This is a genomic window from Lactiplantibacillus plajomi (assembly GCF_005405405.1).
Lineage (GTDB): Bacteria > Bacillota > Bacilli > Lactobacillales > Lactobacillaceae > Lactiplantibacillus > Lactiplantibacillus plajomi.
Map to the genome: position 1 here is coordinate 20356 of NZ_BJDZ01000006.1, position 24382 is coordinate 44737.

The window sequence follows — 24382 nt, forward strand, 5'->3', positions numbered from 1 at the left end:
CCTTACAAGAACCATGCGTCAACAATGGTTCCGATTACCAGGCTGAGACTTAAACTGATGCTTAAGCCCCGCAGCGATACGGCGGCCGCCTTGACCGGGTACATCAGGCGCCAAGCTAAGAGGGCGCAACTAATGCCCGCGGTACCCCAACTCAGAAGGTGGGTAACCCGTGGCAATGCCACCATTACGATGACGAGGGTTAAACCACCGATCAAGCTGACGAGCAGGCGACGGGGGCTACTTTTTAAACTTTGGATCAAGGGCGTCACGTAAACCATCTCCTAAAATGTTGAAGGCTAAAACGATAATGGTCAGGACAATTACCGGAATGTAAAGCTGTGAGGGGTGCTGTAACATCTGGTCCTGACCGGCTTGGATCAGAATGCCGAGGCTGGTATTCGGGGCTTGAATCCCGAGTCCCAGAAAGCTGAGGCTGGCTTCGGCAAAAATGTTGGCCGGAATACTTTGACCAATGTCAAGAATTAGAATACTCATGATGTTGGGCACGAAGTGTTTGAGCATGATTTTCCATAACGGGGTGTTTAGCATGATGGCCGCCGTCACGTAGTCACTTTTCCGGAGTTGTAAGACCAGCCCGCGCGCTTGCCGCGCGGTTCCCGACCAGCTGGTGATTGTCAGGGCGAACAGCATCGTGTTGATGCCGTTACCGAGGACCGTCATGATGATCATCGTCACGAGCAGGCTGGGAAGTGAATTAAAAATCTCAATGACCCGCATCAGTAAACTATCCAGCCACCCGCCAAAGAAGGCCATTACCATCCCGTAGACGGTCCCAAAAACGATGGCGAGCGTGGTGGCAACCAGGGCGACGGCTAGCGAGACCCGGATGCCCAAGCAGGTACGGGTGAATAAGTCCCGGCCCAGCCGGTCAGTCCCGAACCAGTGCTCAGCACTCGGTGCCAGGTTTTGCAAGTTAACGTGCAGTTGGTTGGGGTCGGCGGCGCTAAGTAGTGGGCCTAAGAGAGCAATGAAAACGAGGGTGACTAGGACGACCGCGCAAGCAAGGGCGAGGCGGTCGCGGAGAAATTTACGACCACTGGCGCGCCAGTAACCGATACTGCGGGTGGTCGTTCCCGGAATCACCGAAAGTTCCGGTTGGATGGTTATCGAGCGGTGATTCACAAAACTGAATGGTTTAGTTTTAATATCCATCAACGGCAGCTCCTAACTTTGATAAAGTTTAATGCGCGGATCGACCGCCATGTAAAGCAGGTCGGTGATAAAGAGCGTCACAATGTACAGGGCGGCTAACAAGACCGTTTCGCCCATAATGATTGGAACGTCGCGGTTGGTTAGCGCTTGGACGAAGTATTGACCGACGCCAGGAATGACAAAAATGCTTTCGACGAATACCGATCCGGTAATACTGAACGCCACCGTCACTGGTAGCGACGTGATGATCGGAATGGCCGCGTTACGGATGACGTGTTCGCTGACGACCCGCCAACCGGGCAAACCCTTAGTTCGGGCGGTTAAAACGTAGTCGCTGCTTAAAACGTCGAGCATTGAATTTTTAAGTAGGCGTGCGTAACTGGCGATGTAGCCGAGGCCGCCCGCCAAGGTGGGCAGGATGGTATACGCCCAGCCGCCGAACCATAAATCACTTCCCTCGGGCCAGCCGATGATTGGGAAGAGCCCTAGTTTGCCACCAAAGTAGCTTTGTAGCAGTAGACCTAAAATCAGGCTGGGAACCGACATCAATAGCAGTGAGACCACCGTTACGCCGCGGTCGACCCAGCGGTTTTTATAAACTGCCGCCAACACGCCGAGTAGCAGTCCCAGCGGTACGCCGAATAAGATTTGTTGGAGACCGAGGCGTGCCGATGGTGGTAACTTTTCTTCAATCACGGTTTTCATCGTCATGCCCGGGTCGGCAATCGACGTGCCAAAATCCCCGTGTAACATGTTGGTCATGGTGATGCCGTAGCGCTTGAGGACCGGCTGATCCAGCCCGGTATTTTGATAAACCTGTTTCCGGGTTGCGGCGGGGAGCTTATCCGTCTGGGCGGAAAGGGCGTCCCCCGGTACGGCGGCTAACAGGAAAAACGTGGCGCTGGCAATCAGAAAAAGGCTAATTAATAAGGCGATTAGGCGCCTCAGAATCACTTTTAGCATGCGCACTCACCTTTCTTTGCTTAATCCTTAGACGCGTAAACGTAGTCGTAGTTTGGCCCAAAAACCGGTGTCTGGAAGTTCTTTAGCTGCTTGTTGGTAAAAATCTGGGTCTTTTCGCCGGTGACCGGTGCGACCCCGTAATCTTCAGTCAACAGCCGTTGCTCTAGTTGCCGGTAAATCTTTAACCGTTGCTTCGTGTTCGAAACGGTGGCTAACGACGCGTAAAGTTTGTCGTAATCCGGGCTGTCGTAACCGCCAAAGAATTTCTGGAAGCCGCCGGTCGATACCCAGAGATTTAGGAAGGTCGACGGGTCGTCGTAGTCGCCGGTCCAGCCGTTCGACAATAGGTCGTACTGATTATCGTTACGGTCGGCGATAAAGGAGGCGTCATCGGGGGCGGTTTTGACCTTGAGCTTAATCCCTAATTTGGATTCAAATTGTTGTTTTAAGAAGGTACCGGTATCATCGTTAGAAGACGACAGGTAGGTTAAGGTGACCTTGCTTAGATTGGTGTCGCGTCCGAGCTGCTTCAACCCGGTTTGGAACAGTTGTTGCAGTTTGGCATTAGTATTGAACTTCTTGAGCGCCGGCGTGAGGAGGTTACCCGCGTAGTCGTGATAGTTAGTGGTATTCACGTCGATGCTGTCGGGTACGAAGCTGTAAACGGCCTCGCCTTGTCCGCCGTTAATTGCCTTGTTGTACGCGGACCGGTTAATGGCTAGGGACAGTGCTTGACGAATCTTAGCGTTCTTTAATAGTTTGGAAGTGCCGCCGGTGTGTTGGTTGAAGACGACAAAACTGGTACTGCCGCCCGCCTGCGTCCGCTTCGTGATTTTTTTGTTGGCGGTCAACTTGTTGAAGTCGGCGGCGTTGGCACCGGAAGTCAATACGGCGTCTAGCTGTCCGGATTGGAGTAACGACGTGATGGTCGCGTCCTTTTCGGTGGTCGTCACGTTGACCGTTTTGAAGTTAACTTTCTTAGCGTTCCAGAATTTCGGGTTCTTAGTCAACACGATTTTGCCGTTGGTTTTCCACGATTTCATGGTGTAGGCACCGTTGTAAACTTGATCCTTCCAGTCGGTCTTCCACTTCTTGGTGCCGACCTTATTAATTTTGTCGAGGCGTACCGGGTAAAAGACGACCGACGCGAGTTTTTTCAGGAAGTAGGGCGTCTTGTTGGTTAGCGTTAATTGTAAAGTGTGCTTGTCGAGCGCCTTAGCACCGACCGCATCGGCCGATCCCTTTTTGGTGTTGTAGGCTTCGGCACCCTTAATGTCGTAGGCCATGGACGCATAGGCGAAGGCGTTTTTCGGGTTCAATTCGCGAAGAATCGAATCGACGAATTGTTGGGCGGTCACGTCTTTACCATCGGACCACTTGCTGTTACGTAACTTAAACGTATAAACTTTGCCATCGTCCGACACTTTATACGACTTGGCTTGAGCCAGCTTTAAGTCGTCATGGCCGTTTTTGGACGTGACCCGAAACAACCCTTCCTGAGTGGCGTTTAAAATATTGAATTCATTAGCGTTGCGGACGTCGTTGACGTCGACGGTCGTCGGGTCGCTGACTTGGACTAAATTTAAGGTTTGGTTGGCCGTTGCCGAGGCTTTTTTACCCCCACACCCCGCCAAGAGTGTCGTCAGTGCTAAGGCAGTCAGCCCCGTGGTTACTAGTAAGTGCTTTTTCATCTACAATCCCTCCAAAGTAAGGCCTTAATTTTTAAAACAACCAAAAAATCCCCGGAATCTACATTTGCAGATTCCGGGGACGACAGAGCCGCGTTACCACCACGAATTCCGCCCAACATTACTGTTAAGCGCTTAAGGGTACGTCAATCTTGTGATTAAGATACCCGCACGCGATACCGGGCGCACCCGTGATGAGCTTACCAAATTGGCTCGCTGATCAGCAGCTCCAAGACCATTTTCGGCGTTGACTCGTCATCGGCTTTCACCAGACCCGACTCGCTAGGGACCGTCGCACGCTTACTTATCTTTTCTCAGCTGTCCTAATGCCAATCATTATAGTTAGCACTAAATTAAATGTCAATGAGTTTATGATGAAATTTTACAAATTTTTTGAAGTACCTTACCTTGAGTTTGACAGGACCCGTGAAAATGATTATGCTAATAGTTGTAACTAATTAAGTTACAACATAATCTAGGACCATGCGGATTGCTAGAAATATTTACAAGCTATGCTACGATAGAAAAAATGAGTCGGAAATGGAGAAAACTATGCAAACCTTAGTACAGACGTTTATGGAACGCCGCGGCGACCTGTTAACGGCGCTGTGGCAGCACCTGGGGATTTCAATGGCATCGTTAGTCATTGCAATGATGCTGGCGATTCCCCTCGCCATTTGGGCCGCGCGGCGACCAAAGTGGGCGGAAGGACTACTCCAATTAACCAGTGTGTTGCAGACGATTCCGTCACTGGCCTTACTGGGACTGTTGATTCCACTGGTCGGTATCGGGACGGTACCGGCCGTAATTGCGCTGGTGATTTACGCGTTGCTACCAATTTTCCAAAATACTTACTTAGGAATTTCAGAAATCGACGCTTCGATCGAAGAAGCCGCCGACGCCTTCGGAATGTCGCGGATGCGCAAGCTTTTTAAAGTCGAATTACCGATTGCGATGCCTCAAATCATTTCGGGAATCCGAACGGCGCTCGTCTTGATTATCGGGACGGCAACGCTGGCGGCGCTGATTGGTGCCGGTGGGCTGGGGACCTTCATTATGTTAGGGATTGACCGGAATAACACCCCGCTATTGCTGATCGGTGCAATTTCATCGGCGCTACTGGCAATCTTACTGAGTGCGCTGGTCCGGTGGTTTCAAACGGCTAAGCCGAAGCGGGCACTGACGGTCTTTGGGGTGATCCTTGTCCTGCTGGCAGGTGGCGGCGCTTACAGTGCCTACGCCAACCGGGTTGAAACGGTGACGATTGCGGGCAAGTTAGGGTCGGAACCGGAAATTTTGATCAATATGTATAAGGATCTGATTGAAGCGAACGATAGTCACGTCAAGGTCACCTTGAAACCCAACTTCGGCAAGACCACCTTCCTGTTTAGTGCGCTACAACACGACCAAATCGACATTTACCCCGAATTTACCGGCTCAGTCTTGGAAACGCTGGTGAAGGGCACTAACCCAAAGGGCATGACCGCCAAACAAACGTACGCGTTAGCGAAACAGCGGTTGGCCAAGCAGGAACAAATGACGTTGCTGAAGCCGATGAAGTATAACAACACCTACGCGTTAGCGGTCACGAAGCAATTTAAGCAGCAACACCACTTGAAAACAATTGGTGACCTGACCCGCATTGAAGGCGTCCTTAAACCGGGGATGACGCTGGAATTCATTGATCGTAATGACGGGATGAAGGGCCTGAAAAAGGCGTACCATTTGAATACGACCGCCAAATCGATGGAACCGGCTTTACGGTACCAGGCGATTAACGACGGCCGGGTCAACCTGGTCGACGCCTACTCGACTGACAGCGAGTTGCGGCAGTACAACTTGGCATTACTAACGGATAACCAGCACTTTTTCCCGACTTATCAGGGTGCACCACTGATGAAGGCCGATTTTGCTAAGCGCCATCCCCAAATCGTGCGGGCCTTGAATCGGCTAGCGGGGCAGATTTCCGAAACTGATATGCAGGAAATGAACTACGACGTTAACGTGAAGAAGCAGTCGGCCGCCACGGTCGCGCACCGCTACTTAGTACAACACGGTTTGTTAAAGGGGGCCAAGTAAATGACGAGTGCAATTGAATTTCGACACGTTCAAAAAGATTTTAACGGTCAAACGGTCATTCCCGATTTTAATCTAACGGTTGCGCAGGGTGAGCTCTTTGTGTTGGTCGGGACGTCTGGTTCTGGGAAAACGACCTCGCTAAAAATGATCAACCGGCTAGAAGCACCGACCAAGGGGCAAATTTTGGTGAACGGTACCGACGCCGCCAGCGTGCCGGTACGCGATTTACGTTGGCAAATGGGCTACGTACTCCAACAAATTGCGTTGTTTCCAACCATGACGGTCGCGCAAAACATCGCGGTGATTCCCGAGATGAAGGGTACTCCCCGCAAAACTATCAACCAAACCGTTGACGATTTACTGACGGAAGTGGGGCTCGACCCCACCGTTTATCGCAACCGGTTGTCCCACGAATTGTCGGGTGGGGAGCAACAACGCATCGGGATCTTACGGGCGATTGCGGCCAAACCGGAAACGGTTTTGATGGACGAACCGTTTAGCGCCCTCGACCCGCTGTCACGACAACAGTTACAAGATTTAGTCTTAAAGTTACACGCTCGCTACCATAATACGATCGTTTTCGTGACCCACGACATGAACGAGGCCCTCAAACTAGGTGACCGAATCGGCATCATGCGTCACGGCCAACTGATTCAAGTCGATACGCCGACGGAACTAGCCCAGCACCCGAAAAATGACTTTGTTCGCGACTTTTTTGGGGCTAGTCGGGCGAAGAACGTGTACGACGTTTACGTTGGTCGGGTCGGACTGGTACAGGGCTACCTGGCGAGTGCGCCGAACGTCGCTGCGGGTAAAATTGCAACTTTAGACAGGCAGGCAACGTTGCGCACCGCCTTTCAGGCACTGAGTGATCATGACTACTTGGCAGTTACGGAAGAGGGACAACTGCAAGGGTACCTCGACCGCCAGACGGTTCTGGCGTATCTTGGCGCGCACGAGGAACTGTGACGCTAAATTCATGAGCGTAAATTTTGGCATTTTAAAGTCGAATTCGATAGTTTTAATGCGAAAGAAAGGGTGAATCAAGTATGACAACAAGTTATGACGTGGCGGTAATCGGTGGCGGTCCCGCTGGTACGGCGATGGCCGGTGCTTTAAAGGCTCAGGGTAAACAAGTTGTGATTATTGAAAGCGATTTGTGGGGCGGCACCTGTCCCAACCGCGGTTGTGATCCGAAGAAGATTTTACTGAGTGCCGTTGAGGCTAAGGATGCCGCGACCACCTTGCACGCTAAGGGGCTGACCGGTGGCCCCCAAGTTGACTGGCCGGCGTTGATGGCCCATAAGCGCGGCTATACGGATGGGATTAGTGACGGTACGTTGAACAGTCTGACGCAACGGGGGATTGCGACCCGGCACGGCGAAGCGTACTTTCAAGGTGATGGCCAGCTGACGGTCGACGGGACGGTCATCCAGGCCCGCGACGTGGTGATTGCGACCGGCCAACGCCCGGTGATTTTACCAATTAAGGGTCACGAATACTTCAAAACCAGTACCGACTTTTTAGACTTGGACGTCATGCCAAAACGGGTCACCTTTGTCGGTGGCGGCTACGTCGGCTTTGAGTTGGCAACCATCGCCAACGCGGCCGGTGCCGACGTCCACCTGATTCACCATAATGACCGCCCGTTAAAGGAATTTGATCCGCAACTAGTTCGTGACCTAATGGCCGAATTAACCACGGCCGGTGTCACGATTGACTTAAACGAAGATATTCAGGCCATCGAGAAGAAGGCGGACGGCTTACACTTAAAGGCTGCCGACGGTTTTGAACGGGTCAGCGACCTGGTGATTTGTTCGGCGGGCCGCCAACCTAACGCCGACCATCTCGGGTTAGAAAACGTTGGCGTCAAGTTTGACCGGCACGGTATTGCGGTTAACGACCATTTACAAACGGCCAACGAGCATATTTATGCCATCGGTGACGTTAGCGCAACGCCGGTCCCGAAGTTGACGCCGCTAGCGGGGTACGAAGCCCGTTACTTAGCTGGTCAATTGGATCGGCCGGGGGCACCGATTACCTATCCGGCGGTACCGACTCAGGTGTACGCCGCACCTAAATTGGCCCAAGTGGGGATGAGTGCGGCCACCGCCGCAGCTGACAGTGACCGTTACCAAGTTAACGATCTCGATATGACCAAGTGGTTCTCCTACTACCGTTTCGGTGCTAACGTAGCCCGCGCGAAGGTGATCGTTGACCAAACGACCGGGACCGTGGTCGGCGCGACCGTGTTAAGTACGATTGCCGATGAAATGATCAACTATTTAACGTTGTTGATCGACCAGCAGGTTACTTTGAATAAGCTACAACGCACGATTTTAGCTTACCCGACGCCGGCCAGTGATTTACAATATTTGTATTAGAAAATGAACGCGCGCCAAAAGTCGGCTGAGTTTTGGCGCACGTTTTAACGATTATTCAAGCGTGAATAGTGGCAACTTTCTGCCTTGCCGGTTGGTCTCAATGCGGCTGGAGCGTGGTGGATACGATTTTAAGCCAAGCACCCCAGGGTAGCTTTCACCATGGCTAAAAGCCATTTGACCGTCCTATTCATGTAGACCATCACGACGACCTTATCCTGTTTGGGATGGGGTCTTTTTAATTTGGCCAGTGCTCCCTAAGCATCGTAATCAGCGGCTGTAAGGTCGTTCGCTGACTAGTCAGGTAGTTTACGTAAATCGGCATGTGGGCGCTGGTATCACTGATTGGGATCGCGACCCGGTCGTCATCGGCTAATTGGGCGGCGTTGTCTGGCCGCAACGGGGATAAGTTGGTGCTAAAGAACGGAAAGGCTGAATAGGCGGTAATTTCTTGAAAGGCGGATTGTTGCTGTTGATAGAGAAACTTGGCGTCGGGAATCGCTTGTTGACTGATTTGTTTCCAACTACCAATGTCATCGAGGACGATGAAACTCAATCCGTGAAGTTCATCAAAGGTAATACTCGTCTGATTCGCCTGGTACATAAATTTTTGCAAGTGCACGATCAGGTTCTCGGTGCCTAAAAATTGGGAACTGACCGTGCTAGTTAGAAGTTCCTGATTGGAGAAGACGAGTGACGCCCGGTAGCTTTCGAGGTGTTGAATAATCGCGTTGTTGCTAATTAATGACCGGTCAATTTGCAGTGGCTGTGATAATTGCGGTTTTAGGCGATCGACTAAAAGCAATGGCCCTGGTAAGGTCGTTTCGATTTGAAGGCGCGTTTGCCGGCGGTCGAAATTTTGAACTTGCGCAACGAAGGTTTGTTGTTGAGCCAGCAATTTTTCTGCCTGCTGCGCGGCTAAGCGACCAGTTGCCGTTAACGTGATCCGGTTGGGTTGGCGCTCAAATAAGCGCACGTTGAGGTCGGCTTCTAATTTTTGCATCCCGCGGGTGACGGTTGGTTGGGTCACGTTTAGTTCAGCGGCCGTTTTTGCCAGCGTCCCGGTTTTTGCAAAGGTAACCAGTTCAGTCAGTAGGTAATTATCAAGCATTGCGGTGCCTCCAGTCGTAGTATACGTTACTTGTATACTAGTATTGATAAGTGGTAATTTTCAAGTATTCGGTTCCGCGGTAAGCTAGTCATCGAAAACAATCAGGAAGGGTGTTGCAACGATGACAGTACCAATTGTGAAATTGAATAACGGGGTGACGATGCCCCAGCTCGGGTTCGGCGTTTTTCAAGTGACCGACCTGGATCAGTGTGAAGCGGCCGTCAGTGCGGCCATTCAAGCCGGTTACCGGCTGATCGACACCGCCACGGCTTACCAAAACGAAACGGCGGTCGGCGCGGCGATTCAAAAAAGTGGGGTGGCCCGTGAAGACCTGTTTGTGACCTCGAAATTGTGGGTATCAGAATTCACTTACGAGCGGGCACGGCAAGGCATTGACGCGTCGCTATCCCGGTTGGGGTTGGACTACCTGGACCTCTACTTATTACACCAACCATACGGCGACGTGATGGGAGCTTGGCAAGCCATGGAAGAAGCTTACCAAGCTGGTAAAATTCGGGCAATCGGCGTTTCTAATTTTTATGCCGACCAACTTAAAAATCTGGAATTAACGATGAAGGTTCAACCGGCCGTTAACCAGATTGAAGTCAATCCGTGGTACCAACAACCCGACGAAGTGCGCTTTAATCAGCGTGAAGGGGTCCGAGTTGAAGCCTGGGCGCCGTTTGCGGAGGGTAAGCACGCTTTATTCAGCAATCCAACGCTGCAAAAAATTGCGGCCAGCCACGGTAAAACGACTGGTCAAGTGATTTTACGCTGGTTACTTCAACGGGGCATCACGGTGATTCCGAAGACCGTTCACGCTAACCGGATGGCCGAAAACATTGCCGTTTTTGATTTTGAGTTGACTGATACGGAAATGGCGACGATTGCTAACTTAGACCGGCAGGAGAGTCAATTTTTTGATCACCGCGACCCAGTCACGATTGAACAAATTTTTGGTTCCAGTTTGCAACAATTACACGAATAGGAGTGGTTTTAAATGGCAACAGATCCAACGATTAAATTAAATGATGGCAATGAAATTCCCGCAATCGGTTTTGGGACTTTCCAAATTCCGGACGACGGGTCCACTTATCAAGCCGTAACTGACGCGCTGGCGGCGGGCTACCGCCACATTGACACCGCGGTCGCTTACTTTAATGAAGATGAAGTTGGCCGCGCGGTTCGCGATAGCGGTATTCCCCGCGATCAAATTTGGGTAACCAGTAAGTTATGGTTACAAGATTTCGGTTACGAAGCCGCCACTAAGGCGATTGACCGCTCACTTGAAAAGTCCGGCTTAGACTACCTCGACCTCTATTTGATTCACCAACCATACGGTGACGTCCCCGGTGCTTGGCGGGCAATGGAAGCCGCAAAAAAGGCCGGTAAGCTGAAGTCGATTGGCGTATCCAACATGACGCCGAAAATTTGGCAACGGTTCGTGCCGCAATTTGCAACGCTGCCGGCTGTTAACCAGGTCGAATTCAACCCGTATTTCCAGCAGCGGCCGTTACGTCAGTTACTGTCAGCAAATGACGTTAAGTTGGAAGCCTGGGCACCGTTAGGCCAGGGTAACCAAGCGTTATTCAACGAACCGGTGATTCAGCAATTGGCGACGAAGTACCATAAGGATGCCGGCCAGATTATCTTACGCTTTGAGCATCAGGAAGGCATCATCGTCTTCCCTAAGTCGGTCCATGAAGCCCGGATTAAGAGTAACCGTGAGATCTTTGACTTTGCTTTGAGCGATAGCGAGATGACTCAATTGCGTCAGTTGGATACCGGTAAGGGTCAGCACGATCCCGACGCGGCCGGGGTTAAGGAAATGTTACTGTCCGCTTTTGACGTGTACGCGGATGATTAAATGAGCATAAATTAAAACAGAGTGTGACAAAAGTCGGTTAGCTGGTGAGCATAACGGCGTAAGGCGAATAATCCCGGGCTTGGATTGTTGGACTTACGGGGTTAAGCGGAGCCAGCTGACTTTTGGCGCACGTTTCGACTATCAATATTCGGAGAAACACAAGCGGCTGTGACTAATGTTACAGCCGCTGGTTTTGTGTTAGTACCGTTTCGCCAGCCAGAGCGTGCCGCCGGTTAAAACGGCTAAACTAAGGCCAATCCAGAAGAAAACGTTGGTCGTGAGCGTACCGCCACCCAAGCGCCCCACCTGGTTCCAAAGTAGTGGGGCCACGAAGGCGCTTAGGATAGTTGCTATCGTTAGCGCGCTGCTTAAAGTATTGATTTGGGTCGGGGCCAAGTTGGCGTTGCTGGTAAATACCAAGTACGGGCCGGTGTAAGAGTAAATCCAGTTGAAGCCGATGGCCGCGATTATGGCAATCGGGGCGCTGTGAGTGAGCCATAGCACCCAAACGGCGCCGGCCGCGCCGGCATACCCCAGGGTCAGGGTGAGCCGTTGGCAGTAACGGTGAACGGGACCAAAACTGAGACCGGCGAGAAAACCGCCCACGTTCATGGCGGCTAGGGTGAAGGCCAAAGTTTGGGCGCTCCCGAGTTGCCGTTCCGCAAAGTAACTGGGTAATTTTAATTGAACTCCCCAAATCAAGCAGTAGGTGATGAACGTCAGGCCGACTAAGGCCTATTGCCGCCGGGGGAGCCGGGCAGCCGGGAGTTGCGGTCCGTCAGGTAGCCGGGGCTCCGGAACGTAGCGGGCAACTAAGCCGGCGACACCGGCTAACGTGAGGTAAAGCCAAAAAACGGGTTGCCAACCCAAGTTGACCAGCATGCCGGCTAAACCCAATAAAACGGCATTTCCAAGGGCGGTTAGCCCGGTTTGAAACCCTAATAGTCGGGCCCGCTTCTCGCCGGTGAAACTGTGACTGATCAGACTGATAGCGTGCGGGGCGAACAGGCCGATGCCAAGTCCGAGGACGAAGCGGCTTAGCATGACGGCGGTAAAATTGGTCGTTAGCGCGGGTAACCAGCCGCTGAAGGCGCTGAGTAGCAGGCCACTGATGACGACGCGGCGAAGCCCCCAACGGCGAACCACGCGTGGGTTGAGGACTAGGGTGATTAGCGCACTCAGATTAGCAATGGTTACCAGCCATTCGATCACGGTCGTTGGCACTTGCGGGTATGCCCGTCGCAGTTGTGGAATAATTCCGGTAATCGCCGTTGATGCGTTGCTAACGGTCGAAAGACTCAGAATGCTGATCGTCATGGCAGTGGAACTTGCTTTAGTCATTGAGCATCGCCGCCATTGCGGTCAACACGCCCTGTTGTTGGTTACTCGTGGTGATCTGATCCGCAACTGCGCGCACGGCCGGCGTGGCGTTTGCCATGGCGATGCCCTGACCGACTTCGCGTAACATTTCAAGGTCGTTACCGCCGTCACCGAAGGCGGCCATTTCGGTGAGGTCGATTCCTAATTGCTGGCCGAGCGCTTTGAGACCGGCCGCTTTATTCATGCCGGGTTGGATGATGTCAATGTCGCCGTGGCCACTGCTAGTCGGTTCGCCTAACCCGGTTAAGGCGGTGCGTAAGCTGTTGACGATGGCGGTTGTTTTGGCTGGTGGGCAACTGATTGAAAATTTAAGGATGGCGTCATCTACGGTGGCAAAGTCGGGGACCAGTGTGAGTTGGTGGTAGTAGTGGCGCATCGTGGCAACGTGCTCGGCCGGCATACTGGTTAGTGCGTAGGCGCCTTTCACGCCACAAACAATCAGTTGTAGGTCGGCGATGGCACGCAACTGCTGTAAAATGGCGTGCACGCTCGCCGGAGTGAACGTTTGCTGGACGTAGACCTGGTTGGCGTCGCGGCAATAGGCGCCGTTTTCGGCTAGGTAAAGCATGTCAGGGTAGTCTTTGAAGAAGGATTTTAATTGGGCGTACTGGTTCCCACTAGCGATAACGAAGCGGATGCCGCGCAGCTGTAACTGTTGGTATAGCAGCGCAAATTGGGCTTCGTTATAGGTCATATCGTCTTTGAGAAAGGTACCGTCCATGTCGGTGGCAATGAGTTTTAGCATAAAAAAACGCTCCCTTGGTTGAATTAGTGGTCGTAGTTTAGCACGGCCGCGGACAACTTAGGGGACATTTTTAGAAGCAGCGGGTGTCAATTTCGTGGCGGGCGGCTTGCCGGTAGTCACTCGGCGTAACGCCCTTCCAGGCTTTAAAGTTCCGGTTCAGCGTTTTAGCATTGCCAAATCCGTACTGGATCGCAATGTAGGTGACTTTCAAGTCGGTTTCTAGAAGTAGTTGGCGGGCGTTCATTAGGCGAACCAGTCGCAAGTAGCGGTTGACCGATAACTGAACGGTTTGGTTAAATTGTTGATTCAACGTCGTTAGCGACACGTGGAACTGGCGGGCGAGGGTCGTGCCACTGATTGGGTTCGCGTAGTGCTGGTCAATTGCCCGCATGACGCTGTCGACAAGGGACAGGTTGGGGTTGACTGCACTTGGTGCCAGCGGGTGATTAAAGCTGGTTCCAAGCGTTACGAGTAGGTCGTAAAAATGGCTGAGAACTTTGGTCGTTGTAACTCACCAGCGGGCTGGTGGACGAGTGTCCGGATGGCGAGTAGGTGGTCGCGAACCGTGGCGTAAGCGCCGGCTTGGGTGGCCTGTGCGTCCTGGCCAAGCGTCAACTGCCAATATTGACTGCTGGGGACCCGGTCACGTAAAAAGTGGTCGTCGATAATCAGACCGAATTCTTGCCAGTCAGCGCCTTGACGTCCACTGGCACTGTGGACCCTGCGTCGGTTGACCGTCCATAAGTCGCCGGGATGATAAATCGTAGTTGTGCCGTTAACAACGAAAGTTAGTGTTTCACCACGGACGAGGTAGTTCAGCTCAATCCCTTGGTGCCAGTGTGGCGCGACGTTAATTGGGGTTTCGGGATCGTGTTCGTAAAATTTAAATGGCAGCCGGGCAAGCGGCTGAACCGTTTCGTGTAAAATTTTCATTAGGGTGCCTCGGTTTGTCTAAAGTCGGACCGCTAGTTTGCAAAAAGAAACCGTATTCATGGCGGTAACATGGTATATTAGTCTTAATCCCAATAGCGGTGCTAGGGTTAATTGTAACCGCATTCGCATACGAAAGGAACGTTTTTATGACCATCCAACTGATTGCAATTGACATTGATGATACGCTGCTAAGTTCGCGGGGGCACTTGTTAGCTAGTACGATTACGGCCGTGCAACGGGCCGTGGCTCGCGGGGTGAAAGTGGTCCTCTGCACCGGACGCCCACTAGCCGGCGTCCAGCCGTTTTTAACGCAACTCGGAATCACCGGTGACGACCAGTACGTGATCACCTATAACGGCGCCGTGACTGAAAGCGTGGCTGGCCGGGTCGTTGCCAAGCACTTAATCGATAACGCCGATTACCGGAAGTTAACGGCGTTCGGGCAAGCCCGGCACGTCCCGTTTCACGTCCTGGATGAACACAGTACCGTCTACACGGCCGACCGCGACGTTAACTGGGTGACGGTGATCCAAGCGTGGGAAAACAAGGCTGGCGTATTGGTCCGGCAGCCAGACGAGCTTCCCACTGATTTTCAAATTGCTAAGGGCGCCTTTGTCGGCGATGCGCCGCAGTTGGACGCGGTCGAAACTCAAGTTAAACAAGCGTTTAGTGACGACTTATACGTGGTACGGGCCGATGCCAACTTCCTAGAATGCATGCCCGCTGGTGTGAATAAGGGGCAGGCACTTAAAGACTTAGCCACGATCTTAGACTTGGCACCGGCAGCCGTGATGGCAATCGGTGACGGGCAAAACGACCTGCCGATGTTTGCCTTTGCAGAAACGGCGGTGGCGATGGGCAACGCGGTTCCCGCCGCCAAAGCCGCTGCTACGGCCGTAACGACTAGTCAGGATGAGGGCGGGGTCGCCGCGGCGATTGAAAAGTTTGTGTTAGCTAACTAGCTTAATTTAGAAACCCGCTTGACAGTTCTGTAAAATGAGTATAAGATTGCAAGCATTAAAAATAAATGAGATTAATTGTGAAGAGCAGGGGAGTAACGTGATGCCGTGCTTAAGAAAGCCACTGGGGGTTGTGAAGTGGTGCCGAAGTCAACGTGAAAGTAGCCTGTGAACTGTTAGTGCGACGAGTGCTAACTGGTGGTCCCCATTACCGGACGACCGTATCGCTACCAGTTTGGTGGCCGTACGCGATGAGGTGCTTAGGGTAACTTAAGCACGAAGATAAGGTGGTACCGCGCGCAAGCGTCCTTACTAGCTCCCTGGGAGCAGTAGGGACGCTTTTTTTAGTCTCAGAAAGGGTGTTCGCCATGCAAGTGCAATTTTCAAATTTTGGGGGCCTAGCCCGAGTGTGCTGAGTTGTTAATTTTAGTCACTTGACGTTAAGCAACGGAGGGATATTCCATGCAAACACAACGATTGTCAATTAAGCATTACATTATTATCGGTTCCATGTTATTCGGTATGTTCTTTGGGGCCGGCAACTTGATTTTTCCAATCCACTTAGGACAGTTAGCCGGCGCACACTGGTTAACTGCGGGGGGCGGCTTTTTGCTGACTGGGACCCTGTTGCCGCTACTGGGAATCATTGCGATTAGCGTGACGCACAGTAGCGGGATTTACGACCTTGCCCGGCCGATTGGACAGCGGTACGCGACCGGTTTTATGATTTTGACCTGCGCGACGTTGGGGCCGTTGTTCGCAACACCGCGGACCGCGACGACGCCGTTTCAAATCGGCATTGCCAGTCACGTTAGCGCGGGGCAGGCACCACTGTTCTTATTAATTTATTCGCTGATTTTCTTTAGCGTGACGTACTGGGCCGCCCGCAAACCGACCGGAATCGTGGATACGATTGGCAAACTACTCAACCCGTTATTCTTGATTTTACTCGCCTTAATCTTTGGTCTCGCCTTTACCCATCCACTGGGTACCGCGGCCACTGCGAACCCGACGGTGGCTTACCAGCAGGACGCCTTTTTAAACGGCTTTTTACAAGGTTACAACACCATGGACGCCCTAGCAGCGCTACTGTTCGGCATTGCCGTGGTTACGGCGATTCGCGGCATGGGTCAACGACAACCGGCGGCAATTGCCAAGACGGCTGCCAAGTCCAGCTTACTAAGCATCAGTTTGGAAGCGTTGATCTACCTTGGCCTGATTTGGATCGGGGCGACCTCGTTATCCCAATTTAAACTATCTGCGGATGGTGGCATTGCCTTTTCCCAAATCGCCAACGCGTTCATGGGCGTACCGGGTGAAATTATTTTGGCCATCATGGCGACGTTGACCTGTTTAACGACCGCGGTCGGCTTAGCGACGTCGTTTTCCGAAGCGCTGCACGCTAAGTTTCCAACGGTCAGTTACCGGACGTGGAACCGGTTATCCTGCGGGGCGTCCTTTCTAATTGCGAATATCGGCCTGGATCAGATCATTGCCTGGTCGACACCGATGCTGATGTTCTTATACCCGTTAGCGATTACCCTCATTATTTTGGCAATCGGTTCGCCGCTCTTTCATAATGACCCGATCGTTTACCGGTGGACGACCGCGTTGACGCTGATTCCGGCGGTCTTAGATGCGCTGCGGTCCGCACCGGCCGTCATTGCGAATACGGACTGGGTTCAACGGTTGTTAGCCCTGGATGATACTTATTTGCCGTTCGCAAAGCTTGGCTTGGACTGGGCGGTACCGGCACTGGTTGGCCTACTAATTGGCTTAAGTTGGCACCTGGTACGAGCATTCATGGGTGCCCGGACGTATAACGTCAATTAACAAGCGGGGTGTTATGATAGAAGGTGAGGTTAAAGACCTGGCTTGAATATTAACGGATGGATGGTGACTTGATGAGTTTCTTGGGAACACTTTGTTTATTGATCTTTGCAACGACCTTAGCCGGCCACTTCGCGCACCGTGCGGGGATTCCGGCGGTTATCGGCGAAATTTTGGTGGGGGTGGTGCTCGGCCCGGCGATTTTGAACTGGGTCCACTTAAGCACGCTGGTTCAGACGTTTTCGGACATTGGGGTGGTCGTCCTGATGTTCATCGGTGGTCTGGAAAGCAACTTGGCGCTGCTACGAAAATACTTACGCCCGGCCGTAGTCGTCGCAATCATTGGCGTTTTGTTCCCAGTCATCGTCATGGGAGTGACCAGCCGCCTGTTTCACTTTAGTTGGTTCGAGTCGCTCTTTATCGGGGTCATTTTTTCCGCTACTTCGGTCTCAATTTCAGTGGAAGTGTTGAAGGAATTTAAGGCGTTAGATACTAAAGAAGGCGCCACGATTCTTGGAGCCGCGGTGGCCGACGACATCATCGGGGTGATCTTACTGAGTGTGATGATTTCGATGATGGGCGACCAGGGTGGCACCCAGCAAACGAACTTGGCCATCGTGCTATTGGAACAAGTGGCGTTCTTTGCCGGCGTGTTCGTGGTGATCAAGTGGGTCGCCCCGTACCTGATGCGTTTGAGTGACCACTTGCTAATGGCGGCCGGACCAACCGTTGTGGCGATTACGATTTGCTTAGCGATGGCGTGGTTGGCAGACTTAGTCGGTTTAAGCGGTGCAATCGGGGCGTTCTTTGCGGGCGTCGCGATTGCTCAGACCGACTATCAACACGTGGTCGACGTGTCGGTTGAACCGGTCGGCTACACGATGTTCATTCCGCTGTTCTTCGTCAGCGTTGGCTTGAACATGACCTTCGCCGGCTTTTGGCAATCGTTGCCGTTTATCGTGGTGATGACGCTCCTCGGGGTGGCCACCAAACTATTTGGTTGCGGCTTGGGAGCCAAGTTGAACGGCTTTAGTGGGCACAGCAATTACTTAGTTGGAGCCGGGATGATTTCTCGCGGCGAAATGGCGTTGATTACGGCTCAAATCGGTTTTTCCGCGCACTTATTGTCGGGGGCACTTATTGTCGGGGGATTACTACTCGGATATCATTTTGGTCATCATTTTAGTTACGATGATCGCCCCGTTTGTTTTGAAGGACGCGATTCACCGCGCACCGGATACGCCCAAACCAGCCGAACAAAATTAACTTAAACATAGAACAATCTATTTTCTAACACATAGCGTAAATAACAAAATAGCACTAGGCTTTCGATTTGGTCGAAAACCTAGTGCTATTTTTTTGTTAAACCCGGACCTGGTGTTCAATCATGAACAGTTGCGGGTCGAGGTGGGTAATTAGTGGGGAGATGTCGCCGATACTGAGTAACGTCAAATGGTGCATCGCCCGTGAGGCAATCGTGTACAGGATGCCGACCGATTGCTGATCAGGGTAGTTGGTTGCCGAGACGTCGTAGGCAATCACGGCGTCAAATTCCAACCCCTTTGCTAGGTAAATCGGCATCACGATGACCCCTTCCGGCATAGTCCGGTCACTGTCGGCCATCAGAGTGGTGACGGTGTGGTGCTTTAGAAATTGGTAAACTTGCTTACTTTCCGCTAGGTCGCGGGTCAGCACGGCGACCGTGTGGGTGGTTGTAAGCTGCCGGTTTACTTCGGTCAGGAGACCGGCAAACGCGGCGTCGGTGCCGTAGCGGATCATCACCTTAGGGAGGTCGCCTTCACGGGTGAAGGCCTGAATTTGGTCACCGTCCGGTAGTAACGCCTTGGCAAAGTTGGTGATTTGCTTGGTCGAACGGTAACTCTTATTGAGGGTGATCAAGTTCGCCCGCCGCACGTCGAAGGCGTCACGTAAGCGTTCCAGTAATTGCTGTGGCCGTTCGATGTCCTTGAAGAGCGCCTGCTCACTATCCCCCAGTAGCGTGAACTTGGCTAACGGGAAAGCGTGCTTGATGTAAAGCAGCTGGGCCAGTGAATAGTCCTGCATTTCATCGACGAAGATGTACTGCATCCGCCGGTTCTGACCGCTCCCGGTTAAAATGTCGCGTAGCAACAAGAGCGGCGCACAGTCGACTAGGCCAATTTGGTGGTACTCGATGCCGTTACGGAACGCTTTGAGCCGTTCCTGCCACTGCTGTGCGGTGACGTCGGTAGGCCGCTCGACCTGGGTCAAAAAGTCGTTATATTGTTCGTAAGTGTCCAAAAAGTAGCCGTTGTAAATCGCGTCGTAAACTTGGCGGAGCCGCTTAGTCACAATTTGTTTACCAATATAAAAGACTTCGTCGTCTAACGACTGAAACGCGCCGCGGCGCTTGCTACCAAGGAGGTCGTGGTAAGCTTCGTCGGATAACTGGTCAATGATCTCATTGACCCAGTCGGCCTGGGCTTCGTCGTCGATGCGGTGCTTTAACCGCTTGATCAGCGTGTTCTTGATGGCTAAGAAGCGGTCGGCCGGCTGCATGGCCGCCGGTAGGCTCGCCGCAATCCGTTCGATGGCGGTCTTATGGAAAAAGATTTCACCGTTAAAGACGATGTTGGTGAAGCGGAGCTGATCGGCGGTCAACGTGTGACAGTACTGGTCAACTTGTTGCATAAAGGCGGCACTTTCTTGGAAATTACGGATGGCCGGCGTGAGCGCCGTTTGCTTGCGGTCGCTTTCGTAGCGTTCAAATAAGCTTTCAACCGTCAGCCCCTGGAAGCGGGCACTTAAAAATTCGGCCAGGGTGACCTGACGCATGTTGCGTTCGCCCAAGCTCGGGAGAACTTCCGAAATGTAATGGCTAAAGAGGCGGTTCGGTGAAAAGAGCACCATCTGATCGGCTTCAAGCGATGCCCGCGAATGGTATAGCAAGAAGGCGATCCGTTGTAAGATGGCCGAGGTTTTACCGGAACCAGCGACCCCCTGAACGACCAACAAGTCGCTGTAAGTGTCACGGATGATGTCGTTTTGTTCCTTTTGAATCGTGGCCACAATGTTTTGCATGTAGGCGTCGTTTTGTTGGCCCAGGACCGATTGTAAGATTTCGTCGCCGACGGTTTCGTTGGTGTCGAAGACGTTTTTGATTTGACCCTGGTCAATCTGAAATTGGCGTTTCTTCATTAAATCGGTGGTTTGCTCGCCAGCCGGGGTCCGGTACTTGACCTGCCCGAGGGTGCCATTATAGTAAACCGACGAAATCGGGGCCCGCCAATCGTAGACTAAGAAGTTTTGATCGGCATCAACGAATGAAGCGGTCCCAATGTAGAGCTTTTCGGGCGCGTCACTCGGCGAATCCTGAATATCGATGCGGCCAAAGTAGGGTGAGTTACTTAAATCCTTTAAGACGCCGACCTGGCGTTTTAAAATCGATTCGGATTCGACCGCCCGTTCGACCATTTGTTTTTGTTGTTGAAGTTCGGCGTTGGTTTCGATCCGGTCGTCGACTTCGAACGTGTTGACGGAGTTATTATCACCATAGTTCTTCTGAATTACATCGGTTTCGTGGTGGGCCTTGGCGAGTAACTGGTCCGTTTGTTGTGCGCGGGCTTTAACTTGCGCAATGACCCGATCGACCCGGTGCTGTTCCTGTTGTTGTTCATCTGCTGATATTGCCACTAAATAGGGCCTCCCGTCTGTTAAATCGGCTAAATTGCTTGAATAATTCTAGGCGGATTTAGGGGCGCTGTCAATGAAAGTGCCTAGCGTGACCTGCGAAATATTCGGGAGTTAGACTTGCAAGCCATCCTAAAATATTCTAATATGATTTTAATAATTCTAATTAATGGGGTGGGATTTTGCGAGTCGCCTTAGCACAATTAAATATTCATTTTGGTGATCCGGACGCGAACTTTGCGCAGGTTGAGACCGCGGTTCAAAAAGCGGCGGAAGAAACCGTCGACGTGGTGGTGTTACCCGAAATGTGGAATACCGGCTACGCCTTGAAACGCTTAAACGTCTTGGCGGACGATAACGGTGAGCGGACGCTTAAGCTGCTGGGACGGTTGGCCCGCCAGTTCAAGGTCAACATCGTGGGTGGGTCGGTCGCGGTGGCGCGTGACGGGCACTATTATAATGAAATGTTGGTTGTGAACCGCCAGGGCCAGTTGCTGAGCCGTTACGATAAGGTCCACCGCTTCGGCTTAATGGCCGAGGACCGCTACATTACCGCAGGGCAGACGGAAAATCTATTTCCAATCGACGACGTACCGGCAATGGGCGTCATCTGCTACGACATTCGCTTCCCGGAATGGTTACGTAAGCAGGCGGCGCAGGGGCCGCGGGTGATTTTCGTGAGTGCCGAATGGCCAACCGTCCGCCTGCCGCAGTGGCGCCTATTGTTACAGGCCCGCGCCATTGAGAACCAGGCGTTCGTGGTGGCCGTTAACCGGGTCGGTAGTGACCCCGACAACGACTTTGGCGGTCAGTCACTCGTCATCGACCCGTTGGGGAAAATCGTGGCGATTGCCGGGGCCCATGCTCAGCTCATTACGGCGACGCTCGACCTTGAGCAAGTCACCGCGGTGCGCGGCCAAATCCCGGTCTTTGATGACCGGCGTCCCGAACTTTATTAAATTGATAAGAGAAAGTGGTGCCTTCATGCGTTTTTCAGAATCAGAAATTTTACAACATTTACCGAAACAGTTTTTTGCCAGCCTAGTGCAACGGGTCAACGCGAAAGTTGCTAGCGGTGCCGACGTGATCAACCTCGGTCAGGGAAACCCCGACCAGCCAACGCCGCCGTTCATCGTCGAAGCCCTCTCAACGGCGGCCCAGGACCCGGCAACCCATAAATACGCCCAGTTCCGCGGCCAACCGGACTTTAAGCAGGCCTGCGCCGACTTTTACGAACGCGAGTACGGGGTCAAGCTTGACCCTGAAACCGAAGTGGCTGTGCTGGGGGGCACGAAAATCGGCTTAGTCGAGTTACCCTACGCGTTAATGAACCCCGGTGAAACGATTTTAATGCCCGACCCGGGTTACCCGGATTACTTTTCGGGGGTGGCACTGGCCCAAGTTAAGCTGGCAACCTACCCGCTGCTGGAAGAAAATAACTTCCTATTAGACTTCGACCGCTTAGATCCACAAGTCGCCGACGCGGCTAAGCTGCTCTACATGAACTACCCGAACAACCCGACTGGAGCGGTTGCGACGCCGGAATTTTACCGCCAAACGGTGGCGTATGCGCAACGCCACCAGATTGGCATCGTTAGTGACTTTGCCTACGGTGCGATTGGCTACGACGGCAAGCGTCCGATCAGTTTCTTACAAACACCGGGGGCTAAGGACGTGGGGATTGAAATGTATTCTTTCTCCAAGACTTATAACATGGCCGGTTGGCGGTTAGGCTTTGCGGTTGGTAATCCCGATATGATCGAAGCCATTAATTTAATTCAGGACCACTTATTTGTGAGCGTCTTCCCGGCAATTCAACGGGCGGGGATGGCGGCCCTTAATAGTGACCAACGGGCGGCTCAGGCAATCAGCGACCGCTACGAGTCGCGGCGCAACGCGTTGCTCGCGGCCGCGGCCAAGATCAACTGGCCGGCTTACAAACCGGGTGGTGCCTTCTATACGTTAATGAAGGTGCCGGCGGGCTATACCAGCGAGCAATTTGCCGACCTGTTACTGGATAAAGCCAGCGTAGCGGTGGCGCCGTGCAACGGCTTTGGCCCCCACGGTGAGGGCTACGTCCGGATCGGCCTGCTAGTTTCGGAAGAACGGTTAACCGAAGCGGTGGAACGGGTCGGTCAATTAAAGCTTTTCTAACCTTTGACAGGCCGTACGATAACGCTTAAACTAGAGCTAATTAATCGTTGAAGAAAAGAACAGTAGGAAGTCCACCAACAGAGATTCGGCCAGTGCTGAGAGCCGGAACGGACAACCGAATTGGCTTTTTGGAGATTCGGTGCAAACCGGGGACCCCACCCTTATCGGTGACGAGTGGCAGAAACAGGTTTCTGCAATTTAGGTGGTACCACGGTGATGCGTCCTAATTGACTATCAAAGTCGATTAGGACGTTTTTTCGTCCTATTTTAAAACTAAAGCGACACGATGAAAGGATGTTTAGCATGACAAAAAAAGTAATTTTAACGGGTGACCGCCCAACCGGTAAGTTGCACATTGGCCACTACGTCGGTTCGTTACGTAACCGCGTTGAACTACAAAATACCGGCGACTACGATACGTACATTATGATCGCGGATAACCAGGCGTTAACCGACAACGCCCATGATCCGGAAAAGATTCGTAAGAGTTTGTTACAAGTTGCCATGGACTACTTAGCGGTCGGCATCGACCCTAAGAAGACCACAATTTTAGTGCAATCACAAATCACGGCGTTGACCGACATGATGAACCAATACTTGAATTTAGTGACGGTTTCGCGGTTGAACCGTAACCCAACCGTGAAGACCGAAATTAAACAGAAGGCCTTTGGTGAAAGTGTGCCGGCCGGCTTCTTTGTTTACCCAGTTAGTCAAGCTGCCGACATCACGGCCTTCAAGGCGACGACCGTTCCGGTGGGTGACGATCAGGAACCGATGCTCGAACAAACTCGTGAACTGGTCCGTAGCTTCAATAAGACTTATAACACCGATACGTTGGTCGAACCGGAAGGCTACTTCCCACCAAAGGGACTGGGTCGGATTCCGGGGCTAGACGGTAACGCGAAGATGAGTAAGTCGCTGGGTAACGCGATTTACTTGTCCGACGACGCCGACACGTTAAAGAAGAAGGTCATGTCGATGTATACTGATCCGGATCACATTCACATTGAAGATCCGGGTAAGGTTGACGGTAACGTCGTCTTTACCTACCTCGACATTTTTGATGACGATAAGGCCAAAGTTGCCGACTTAAAGGCCCAGTACCAACACGGTGGCTTGGGTGACGTTAAGATCAAACGCTACTTAATGGACGTCTTGGACGGGGTCTTACGGCCAATTCGCGAACGGCGGGCGATTTACGAAGCTGACCCGGCCCAAGTACTCCAAATTTTGAAGGACGGGACCGCCAAAGCTAACGTGGTGGCCGACCAAACTTGGAGTGAAATGAAGGATGCTATCGGCATTAACTATTTCAAGTAAGCCGTAGTTTTCGGCATAATTGCCAAGAAATCCGGCAGGCACACAACTAGTGCGCCTGCCGGATTTCTTAGTCCCGCAAAGTCGAGACCTGCATTCCCGCGGTATTCATGCTAAAATGAGAACCATTCAA

The 24382-nt window shown here is 52.3% G+C and carries 22 protein-coding genes and 1 other annotated feature; of the genes, 11 read left to right on the forward strand and 11 right to left on the reverse strand.

The window, feature by feature from the left end:
* Positions 1 to 2: 2 nt before the first annotated feature.
* From FFM82_RS03300 to FFM82_RS03315, 4 genes are read right to left on the reverse strand one after another with little or no spacing between them, the layout of a single operon-like run.
* The gene (locus tag FFM82_RS03300; protein WP_137644451.1) at positions 3 to 269 is read right to left on the reverse strand and encodes a hypothetical protein; all 267 of its coding nucleotides are present in this window, start codon (positions 267 to 269) and stop codon (positions 3 to 5) included.
* Positions 238 to 1173 (reverse strand): ABC transporter permease, encoded by a 936-nt coding sequence (locus FFM82_RS03305; protein WP_137644452.1) that lies wholly within the window; start codon positions 1171 to 1173, stop codon positions 238 to 240. Before FFM82_RS03305 ends, FFM82_RS03300 begins: the two co-directional genes overlap by 32 nt.
* A gap of 12 nt (positions 1174 to 1185) precedes the next feature.
* Positions 1186 to 2136 (reverse strand): ABC transporter permease, encoded by a 951-nt coding sequence (locus FFM82_RS03310; protein ID WP_137644453.1) that lies wholly within the window; start codon positions 2134 to 2136, stop codon positions 1186 to 1188.
* A 20-nt stretch (positions 2137 to 2156) separates the two neighbouring features.
* Complete coding sequence (locus FFM82_RS03315) at positions 2157 to 3827, reverse strand: peptide ABC transporter substrate-binding protein (protein WP_137644454.1); 1671 nt, start codon at positions 3825 to 3827, stop codon at positions 2157 to 2159.
* A 549-nt stretch (positions 3828 to 4376) separates the two neighbouring features.
* Between FFM82_RS03315 and FFM82_RS03320 the strand changes: the two genes are divergently transcribed.
* The 3 genes from FFM82_RS03320 to FFM82_RS03330 all read left to right on the forward strand — a co-directional run bounded on the left by FFM82_RS03320 (position 4377) and on the right by FFM82_RS03330 (position 8287).
* Positions 4377 to 5903: an ABC transporter permease/substrate-binding protein gene (locus FFM82_RS03320; protein WP_137644455.1), complete on the forward strand. Its 1527-nt coding sequence runs from the start codon at positions 4377 to 4379 to the stop codon at positions 5901 to 5903.
* Positions 5904 to 6872 (forward strand): ABC transporter ATP-binding protein, encoded by a 969-nt coding sequence (locus FFM82_RS03325; protein ID WP_137644456.1) that lies wholly within the window; start codon positions 5904 to 5906, stop codon positions 6870 to 6872.
* A gap of 80 nt (positions 6873 to 6952) precedes the next feature.
* On the forward strand, positions 6953 to 8287 hold the full coding sequence (locus FFM82_RS03330) for a dihydrolipoyl dehydrogenase family protein (protein WP_137644457.1): 1335 nt from the start codon (positions 6953 to 6955) through the stop codon (positions 8285 to 8287).
* 235 nt (positions 8288 to 8522) lie between these two features.
* Here FFM82_RS03330 and FFM82_RS03335 read toward each other — a convergent pair whose 3' ends face one another.
* Positions 8523 to 9395: a LysR family transcriptional regulator gene (locus tag FFM82_RS03335; protein WP_137644458.1), complete on the reverse strand. Its 873-nt coding sequence runs from the start codon at positions 9393 to 9395 to the stop codon at positions 8523 to 8525.
* Between the two features lie 121 nt (positions 9396 to 9516).
* Here FFM82_RS03335 and FFM82_RS03340 point away from each other — a divergent pair, with 121 nt between their 5' ends.
* Together FFM82_RS03340 and FFM82_RS03345 are read left to right on the forward strand one after the other, a co-directional pair.
* Positions 9517 to 10383, forward strand: a complete 867-nt coding sequence (locus FFM82_RS03340; RefSeq protein ID WP_137644459.1) for an aldo/keto reductase — start codon at positions 9517 to 9519, stop codon at positions 10381 to 10383.
* Between the two features lie 12 nt (positions 10384 to 10395).
* On the forward strand, positions 10396 to 11262 hold the full coding sequence (locus tag FFM82_RS03345) for an aldo/keto reductase (protein WP_137644460.1): 867 nt from the start codon (positions 10396 to 10398) through the stop codon (positions 11260 to 11262).
* A 198-nt stretch (positions 11263 to 11460) separates the two neighbouring features.
* On the opposite strand, the gene FFM82_RS13680 is transcribed toward FFM82_RS03345, so the two are convergent.
* The 5 genes from FFM82_RS13680 to FFM82_RS13695 all read right to left on the reverse strand — a co-directional run bounded on the left by FFM82_RS13680 (position 11461) and on the right by FFM82_RS13695 (position 14320).
* Positions 11461 to 11895, reverse strand: a complete 435-nt coding sequence (locus FFM82_RS13680; RefSeq protein WP_225425598.1) for an MFS transporter — start codon at positions 11893 to 11895, stop codon at positions 11461 to 11463.
* Between the two features lie 102 nt (positions 11896 to 11997).
* Positions 11998 to 12603 carry an MFS transporter gene (locus tag FFM82_RS13685; protein ID WP_225425600.1) on the reverse strand — a complete coding sequence of 202 codons (606 nt, stop codon included), beginning with the start codon at positions 12601 to 12603 and terminating at the stop codon, positions 11998 to 12000.
* Complete coding sequence (locus tag FFM82_RS03355) at positions 12596 to 13387, reverse strand: Cof-type HAD-IIB family hydrolase (protein WP_137644461.1); 792 nt, start codon at positions 13385 to 13387, stop codon at positions 12596 to 12598. Before FFM82_RS03355 ends, FFM82_RS13685 begins: the two co-directional genes overlap by 8 nt.
* A gap of 70 nt (positions 13388 to 13457) precedes the next feature.
* Positions 13458 to 13778: a helix-turn-helix transcriptional regulator gene (locus FFM82_RS13690; RefSeq protein WP_225425602.1), complete on the reverse strand. Its 321-nt coding sequence runs from the start codon at positions 13776 to 13778 to the stop codon at positions 13458 to 13460.
* A gap of 74 nt (positions 13779 to 13852) precedes the next feature.
* Positions 13853 to 14320, reverse strand: coding sequence for a cupin domain-containing protein (locus tag FFM82_RS13695; protein ID WP_225425603.1), 468 nt, complete (start codon positions 14318 to 14320; stop codon positions 13853 to 13855).
* Between the two features lie 146 nt (positions 14321 to 14466).
* Here FFM82_RS13695 and FFM82_RS03365 point away from each other — a divergent pair, with 146 nt between their 5' ends.
* The 3 genes from FFM82_RS03365 to FFM82_RS03375 all read left to right on the forward strand — a co-directional run bounded on the left by FFM82_RS03365 (position 14467) and on the right by FFM82_RS03375 (position 18380).
* Positions 14467 to 15282, forward strand: a complete 816-nt coding sequence (locus tag FFM82_RS03365; RefSeq protein WP_137644462.1) for a Cof-type HAD-IIB family hydrolase — start codon at positions 14467 to 14469, stop codon at positions 15280 to 15282.
* 71 nt (positions 15283 to 15353) lie between these two features.
* Positions 15354 to 15593, forward strand: a binding site (T-box leader).
* Positions 15594 to 15741: 148 nt separating this feature from the next.
* A complete protein-coding gene (gene brnQ, locus FFM82_RS03370; protein ID WP_137644463.1) occupies positions 15742 to 17112 on the forward strand; it encodes a branched-chain amino acid transport system II carrier protein in 1371 nt (456 codons plus the stop codon).
* 71 nt (positions 17113 to 17183) lie between these two features.
* On the forward strand, positions 17184 to 18380 hold the full coding sequence (locus FFM82_RS03375) for a cation:proton antiporter (RefSeq protein WP_371852232.1): 1197 nt from the start codon (positions 17184 to 17186) through the stop codon (positions 18378 to 18380).
* A gap of 91 nt (positions 18381 to 18471) precedes the next feature.
* Here FFM82_RS03375 and helD read toward each other — a convergent pair whose 3' ends face one another.
* Entirely contained in the window at positions 18472 to 20781 is a 2310-nt protein-coding gene (gene helD / locus FFM82_RS03380) for an RNA polymerase recycling motor HelD (protein WP_137644464.1), read from the reverse strand.
* 179 nt (positions 20782 to 20960) lie between these two features.
* Here helD and FFM82_RS03385 point away from each other — a divergent pair, with 179 nt between their 5' ends.
* The 3 genes from FFM82_RS03385 (at position 20961) to trpS (ending at position 24252) form a co-directional block, all read left to right on the forward strand.
* Positions 20961 to 21737, forward strand: coding sequence for a carbon-nitrogen family hydrolase (locus tag FFM82_RS03385; RefSeq protein WP_137644465.1), 777 nt, complete (start codon positions 20961 to 20963; stop codon positions 21735 to 21737).
* Between the two features lie 25 nt (positions 21738 to 21762).
* Positions 21763 to 22932 carry a pyridoxal phosphate-dependent aminotransferase gene (locus FFM82_RS03390; RefSeq protein ID WP_137644466.1) on the forward strand — a complete coding sequence of 390 codons (1170 nt, stop codon included), beginning with the start codon at positions 21763 to 21765 and terminating at the stop codon, positions 22930 to 22932.
* Between the two features lie 303 nt (positions 22933 to 23235).
* Positions 23236 to 24252 (forward strand): tryptophan--tRNA ligase, encoded by a 1017-nt coding sequence (gene trpS, locus FFM82_RS03395; RefSeq protein WP_137644467.1) that lies wholly within the window; start codon positions 23236 to 23238, stop codon positions 24250 to 24252.
* Positions 24253 to 24382 lie beyond the last annotated feature (130 nt).